The sequence below is a fragment of the Streptomyces sp. NH27 genome (genome assembly GCF_056859195.1).
This window is the reverse complement of sequence record NZ_JACEGK010000478.1, coordinates 1-6,190: the sequence shown is the minus strand read 5'-3', so window position 1 is coordinate 6,190 and position 6,190 is coordinate 1. Positions and strand designations below refer to the sequence as shown.

General features: G+C 74.5%; 5 protein-coding genes. 1 reads left to right on the top strand and 4 read right to left on the bottom strand.

Going from position 1 to position 6,190, the window contains the following annotated elements; genetic code table 11:
- Positions 1–7: 7 nt before the first annotated feature.
- The 3 genes from AC13HU_RS29735 to AC13HU_RS29725 form a co-directional block, all read right to left on the bottom strand.
- Positions 8–673 carry a response regulator gene (locus AC13HU_RS29735; protein ID WP_483045067.1) on the bottom strand — a complete coding sequence of 222 codons (666 nt, stop codon included), beginning with the start codon at positions 671–673 and terminating at the stop codon, positions 8–10.
- Positions 670–1,941, bottom strand: a complete 1,272-nt coding sequence (locus tag AC13HU_RS29730) for a sensor histidine kinase (protein ID WP_483045066.1) — start codon at positions 1,939–1,941, stop codon at positions 670–672. The genes AC13HU_RS29735 and AC13HU_RS29730 overlap by 4 nt, the downstream gene beginning before the upstream one ends.
- Positions 1,942–2,159: 218 nt before the next feature.
- Complete coding sequence (locus AC13HU_RS29725) at positions 2,160–3,410, bottom strand: geranylgeranyl reductase family protein (protein ID WP_483045065.1); 1,251 nt, start codon at positions 3,408–3,410, stop codon at positions 2,160–2,162.
- A 231-nt stretch (positions 3,411–3,641) separates the two neighbouring features.
- Here AC13HU_RS29725 and AC13HU_RS29720 point away from each other — a divergent pair, with 231 nt between their 5' ends.
- Positions 3,642–5,015, top strand: coding sequence for a M20/M25/M40 family metallo-hydrolase (locus AC13HU_RS29720; RefSeq protein WP_483045064.1), 1,374 nt, complete (start codon positions 3,642–3,644; stop codon positions 5,013–5,015).
- Positions 5,016–5,126: 111 nt separating this feature from the next.
- On the opposite strand, the gene AC13HU_RS29715 is transcribed toward AC13HU_RS29720, so the two are convergent.
- Complete coding sequence (locus tag AC13HU_RS29715) at positions 5,127–6,161, bottom strand: NUDIX hydrolase (protein ID WP_483045068.1); 1,035 nt, start codon at positions 6,159–6,161, stop codon at positions 5,127–5,129.
- Between the last annotated feature and the right edge of the window lie 29 nt (positions 6,162–6,190).

Below are 6,190 nucleotides of genomic sequence, written 5' to 3'. Positions count from 1 at the left end.
GGAGAGGTCAGCCGAGCCAGCCGGGCCGGACCAGCCCCGACTCGTAGGCGAGCACCACCAGTTGGGCGCGGTCGCGGGCGCCGAGCTTCACCATCGTCCGGCTGACGTGCGTCTTCGCGGTGAGCGGGCTGACCACCAGCCGGCGGGCGATCTCCTCGTTGGACAGGCCGATGCCGACCAGCGCCATCACCTCGCGCTCCCGGTCGGTGAGCTGTTCGAGATCCGCTGCGGTGGCCGGCTCCTTGGAACGGGCGGCGAACTCGGCGATCAGCCGGCGGGTCACGCCGGGGGACAGCAGTGCGTCGCCGCCGACCACCGCCCTGACCGCGCGCAGGAGTTCGGCCGGTTCGGTGTCCTTCACCAGGAACCCGGAGGCGCCCGCCCGGATCGCCTCGAAGACGTACTCGTCGAGCTCGAAGGTGGTCAGCACCACCACCCGCACCTCCGCGAGCGCCGGGTCCGCGGTGATCGTGCGGGTGGCGACCAGGCCGTCCATCACCGGCATCCGGATGTCCATCAGCACCGCGTCCGGGGTCAGTTCGCGCACCATGCGTACCGCCTGCCCGCCGTCGGCCGCCTCGCCGACCACCTCGATGTCGTCCTGCGCGTCCAGCAGCGCCCGGAAGCCGGCACGGACCAGGAGTTGGTCGTCGGCCAGCAGTACGCGGATCATTGGTGCTCCTCGGTGGAGGTCAGGCCGCTGCCGTCGGACGGGTCGGACGGACTGGACGGGCCGGACAGGTGGTCCGGGCCGGGCGCGCCGTCCCGCTTGCCCGCGGCCAGCGGCAGCACCGCGCGGACCCGGAAGCCGCCGTCCGCCCGCGGCCCGGCCCGTACGCTACCGCCCAGCGCGCCCAACCGTTCCCGCATGCCGACCAGGCCGTTGCCGCCGCCGCTCTCGCCGCCCGTGACCGCCGGGCCGTCGTCGTCGACCAGCACCTCGACGGCGTCCGGCCGGTAGGTCAGCCGGACCCGGGCGGTGCGGGAGCCGGAGTGCCGCACGATGTTCGTCAGCGACTCCTGGACGATCCGGAAGGCGGCCAGGTCGGTGCCCGGCGGCAGGGGCACACGGGTGCCCTCGACGGCGACGTCGGCGGCGAGGCCCGCGGCGGTGGCCTGCTCGGCGAGTTCGGGCAGCCGGTCCAGGCCGGGGGCGGGGGAGCGCGGGGCCTCGCCGGGCGCGCGCAGCGTGCCGAGTACCTGGCGCACCTCGCCGAGTGCCTCCTTGCTCGCCGCCTTGATCGTGGTCAGCGCGGTCCTGGCCTGCTCCGGCCGTTCGTCCATCAGGGCGAGGGCCACGCCGGCCTGGACGTTGATCACCGAGATGCTGTGGGCGAGCACGTCGTGCAGCTCGCGGGCGATCCGCAGCCGCTCCTCGTCCGCCCGGCGGCGTTCCGCCTCCGCCCGCTCCCGTCGGTCCCGGGCGACCTGTTCCCGTCTGACCCGGTAGAGCTCGGCGCCGGCGAGCACCGCCAGCAGCCACGCGCCGACGCCCGACGCCTCCGCCCACGACAGCCGTTGGCTACCGGACGGCAGCCACTGGTAGAGCCAGCCGCCGACCACGATGTGCGCGGCGTAGGTCAAGGCCGCGATGATCAGCACGGCTCTGCGGTGGCCCGCGGCGACCGCGCTGAAGAACGCCACCACCATCGAGGCGAACACCGGCCCGATCGGATAGCCGAGCATGAAGTAGAGCAGCGTGACCGCGGCGGTGCCTGCGGCCACGGCGACCGGCCGCCGTCGGCGGATCAGCAGCATGACCGGCCCGGCCAGCAGCAGGGTGTACCCCAGCGCGTCCAGGTCGGTGCGGTTCGGCTGGTGCCGCCCGGCCACGCTGGACCCGACCAGCTGGATGACCGCGAGCACGACCACCGGCACCCAGACGCGCCGGGTGCCGAGCAGCCCGCGCCGCCGCGGTTCCGGCCGGTCCTCGTACGTCATGCGTCCCACGCTAGACCGCCGTCCACCGGCCACGCGTCCGCCGGCAGCGGGCGGCGCGCGTACTCCGTACGAAGTACGCCGTGCCGGAGCCGGAGCCGGAGCCGGGCGTAGGAAACCGGGCCGGCCGGGCATGTCGGGCCTGGCGGCCGTGTCGGGCCTGCCGTGCTGGCCGGATGACGCGGGGCCGGGCCCGGGGGTGGGCCCGGGCCCGGGTGCGGTCAGGTGCGGTCGTAGGCGTCCAGCGCGCGGCGGGCGATCGAGTGGGTCCGGACCAGATCGGCCAGCGAGCGCTTGCCCCGGGTGATCCCGGCGAACGCGCGCCAGGCCGGCGGGAAGCTGGTGAGGGCCGCGTGCAGCAGTCCGGGGCGCCGCTCGAACAGCGCCAGCATCCGCCGTCCCACGCCCATCTCGACCCCGAGCCCGGCCTTGACCGCGAACGCGTAGTTGAGGGCCTGCCGGCGGGCGTCCACCGCGTCGTGCGCCTCGGCGATGCGCACCGCCCACTCGCCGGCCAGCCGGCCGGAGCGCAGCGCGTAGGAGATGCCCTCGCGGGTCCAGGGCTCCAGCAGTCCGGCCGCGTCGCCGCAGACCAGCACGCGGCCACGGGAGAGCGGGGAGTCGTCGGCGCGGCAGCGGGTCAGGTGCCCGGAGGACACGCTCGGCTCGAAACCGGCCAGGCCGAGCCGGGCGATGAAGTCGTCCAGGTAGCGCTTGGTGGCGCCGCCGTCGCCGCGCGCGGAGATCACGCCGACCGTGAGGGAGTCGCCCTTGGGGAAGACCCAGCCGTAACTGCCGGGCAGCGGGCCCCAGTCGATCTGCACCCGGCCGGCCCAGTCCTCGGCGACCGAGGCGGGCACCGGGATCTCGGCCTCCAGGCCGAGGTCGACCTGGTCGAGCTTGACCCCGACGTGTGCTCCTATCCGGCTGGCGCTGCCGTCGGCGCCGACCACCGCACGGGCGTAGACGGTCTCCTCCTCGCCGCGCTTGCCCGCCGCGCCGCCGGTCACCACGACCGCGACGGTCCTGCGGTCGGGCACGCCCGGTCCGTGCTGCTCGACCCGGCAGACCGTCACGCCGGTGCGCACCTCGGCGCCGGCCTCGCGGGCGGCGTCGACCAGCCCGGCGTCGACCTCGGGCCGGTTGATCAGGCCGAAGAGCATCTGCCGGGAACGCTTGGTGCGGGTCAGCCGGCCGGTGAGACTGACGGTGACCGCGTGCACGCGGTCGCGGAGCGGGAGTTCGTAGCCGGGCGGCAGCGAATCCCGGGACGGTCCGATGATGCCGCCGCCGCAGGTCTTGTAGCGCGGCAGTTCGGACTTCTCCAGCAGCAGGACCCGCCGACCGGTCACGGCTGCCGCGTGGGCGGCAGAGGCGCCTGCCGGACCCGCGCCGATCACCACGACGTCCCAGACCGGCTCGGTCCCGTCGTTCTCCGCACCGCTGCCCTGGGCCGCCTGCTCACCGCTCACGTCGTTTTCGCTCCCGCTCGCCACGCTCGGCTGTCCTCGCTGTTCAGCGCTGTTCGCAAGCATCCTATTGCGCCCGTGGCCAAGGGCTCGCTGTGGCACCATCGGCAACGGCCCGCCGGCCCCGGCGGAGGCGCCGGTCTGCCGGTTCCTGTCAGCCTTTGTCGGCTTTCGTCGCCGTCGTGTCGGCCTCGTCCGTCCCCGCTGGGCCGCCTCACAACCTACGGAGCTCTCATGTCGTCAGTCCCGCTGTCCGAGACCGTCGCGTCGCTGATCCCGCGCGCCAGGACCGAGCTGGCCGAGCTGGTGTCGTTCGCGTCGGTGGCCGACGAGCGGCAGTTCCCCCGCAGCGAGTCGCAGAAGGCGGCGGCCTGGATCGTGGCGGCGCTGCGTGCGGAGGGCTTCGAGGAGGTGGCCCTGCTCGACACGCCCGACGGCACCCAGTCGGTCTACGGCCTGCTGCCCGGCCCGGCCGACGCGCCGACGGTGCTGCTCTACGCGCACTACGACGTCCAGCCGCCGCTGGACGAATCGGCGTGGCTGTCCCCGCCGTTCGAGCTGACCGACCGGGACGGCCGGTGGTACGGGCGCGGCGCGGCCGACTGCAAGGGCGGCCTGGTGATGCACCTGACCGCGCTGCGGGCGCTGCGCGAGCACGGCGGTATCCCGCTGAACATCAAGGTGATCGTGGAGGGTTCGGAGGAGCAGGGCACCGGCGGCCTGGAGCGGTACGCCGAAGCCCACCCCGAACTGCTGACCGCCGACGCCGTCCTGATCGGCGACACCGGCAACTTCCGGCTCGGCCTGCCGACGGTCACCTCCGCGCTGCGCGGCATGGTGCTCACCGAGGTCCGGGTGGCCACCCTCGCGGGGAACCTGCACTCCGGGCAGTTCGGCGGCGCCGCCCCCGACGCGCTGGCGGCGCTGATCCAGATGCTCGCCACGCTGCGCGACGCGTCCGGCGCCACCACCGTCGACGGCCTGGACGGCTCCGGCGAGTGGTCCGGACTGGCGTACGAGGAGGCCGACTTCCGCCGTGACGCCAAGGTGCTCGACGGCGTGGAACTGATCGGCGGCGGCGCCGTCGCGGACCGGGTGTGGGCCCGGCCGGCGGTGACCGTGCTGGGCATCGACGCGCCGCGGGTGGTCGGCGCCACCCCCTCGGTGCAGGCCGAGGCGGGCGCCCTGGTGAGCCTCCGGGTGCCGCCGGGCTTCGACGCGACCAAGACCGCAGAGGCGCTGGAGGCACACCTGCGGGCGGCCGCGCCGTGGGGCGCGAAGGTGGAGTTCGCGCGGCGCGGCAGCGGGCAGCCGTTCGCCGCGGACACCGACAGCCCGGCGTACGCCTCGATGGCCGAGGCGATGCGGGAGGCGTACGGGCAGGAGATGGCGGTGGTGGGGCAGGGCGGCTCGATCCCGCTGTGCAACACCCTCGCCACCCTCTACCCGAGCGCGGAGATCCTGCTGATCGGGCTGAGCGAGCCCGAGGCGCAGATCCATGCGGTCAACGAGAGCGTGTCGCCGGAGGAGTTGGAGCGGATGGCGCTGACCGAGGCGCTGTTCCTGCGCCGGTACGCGGTGGCGCACTCGGCCGGTCAGGGAGTCTGACCGGGGAGTTGGTCCCGGGCCGGTCCCGGGCCGGAACCGGGCCGGAATCGGGCCGGGAGTTGACCGGGCCGGGGCGTCGGTCGGCGCACGTCCGACGCCCCGGCGCGCGGGTCACGGCGCGGGGTGCCCGGCCTCCAGGTTGAGGGTGCGGCCCTGCTCCCGCGCCCGCAGCGCCCAGCGCAACCGGTCCAGCCGGACCGGGGGCAGCAGTCCGGCGGCCTCGTCCTCGGTGACGAAACGCCAGTCGCGCAGTTCGGTGGCGGGCAGCAGCAGCCGGCCGATGTCCGCGGAAGGTATCCGGCCGCCGTCGAAGAGCAGCCGCAGGCCGCCGTGGCCGGGCGGGTGCGGCGGTTCCCAGTCCACGACGAGCAGTTGGAGACCTCCGGTCAGTTCGATGCCCAACTCCTCGGCGACCTCGCGGTGTCCGGCCCGCGCGGGCGACTCGCCGCTCTCCACGATGCCGCCGGGGAACTCCCAGCCCGGCTTGTAGGTCGGGTCGACCAGCAGCACCCGGTCGGCGTCGTCGAAGAGCAGCACCCCGGCGGCCACCGTCTCCGCGCGCGGTTCGGGCGTCTGGATGATCCCGCAGACGCCCTGGCCGCGGCCGACCGCCTCGGTGACCGCCACCGCCGTCTGCCGCGGGTCCAGCCCGCCGGCGGCGACCACATGAGCGTCGCCGGTGAGCCAGGGCAGGGCCGCGGTGTAGTCGGCGATACGGTCCAGCGCCCAGCGGCGGGCGGTGTCGTCGGCCCCCGGGTCGTCAGGGCAGTCGGCCCGGGCGGCGATACGCGCACGCAGGATCGTTTCTCCCGGGTCGAGCAGCACGTGTCTCACCTCGATGCCCCGGGCCGCCAGCCCGCCGAATATCTCGTCCCGGTGCTCCTGCCGCAGCAGCGTCATCGGTGTGACGAGCACACCGCCGACCTCGGCGAGCAGCGCGGCGGCGGTCTCCACCACCAGCCGCCGCCAGATCGCCAGTTCCTGGTAGTCGGTGACCTCCTGGAGCCGCTTCTCCGGCAGTAGTTGGCGCAGGCAGCCGCCGACCGCCTCGGGGTCGTACAGGGTGCTCTCCGGTACCAGGTCCAGCATTTCGCGCGCCGCGCTGGACTTGCCAGCGCCGAACGCCCCGTTCACCCAGATGATCACGGTGCCCCCTTCTCCGTAGACCCCTACGA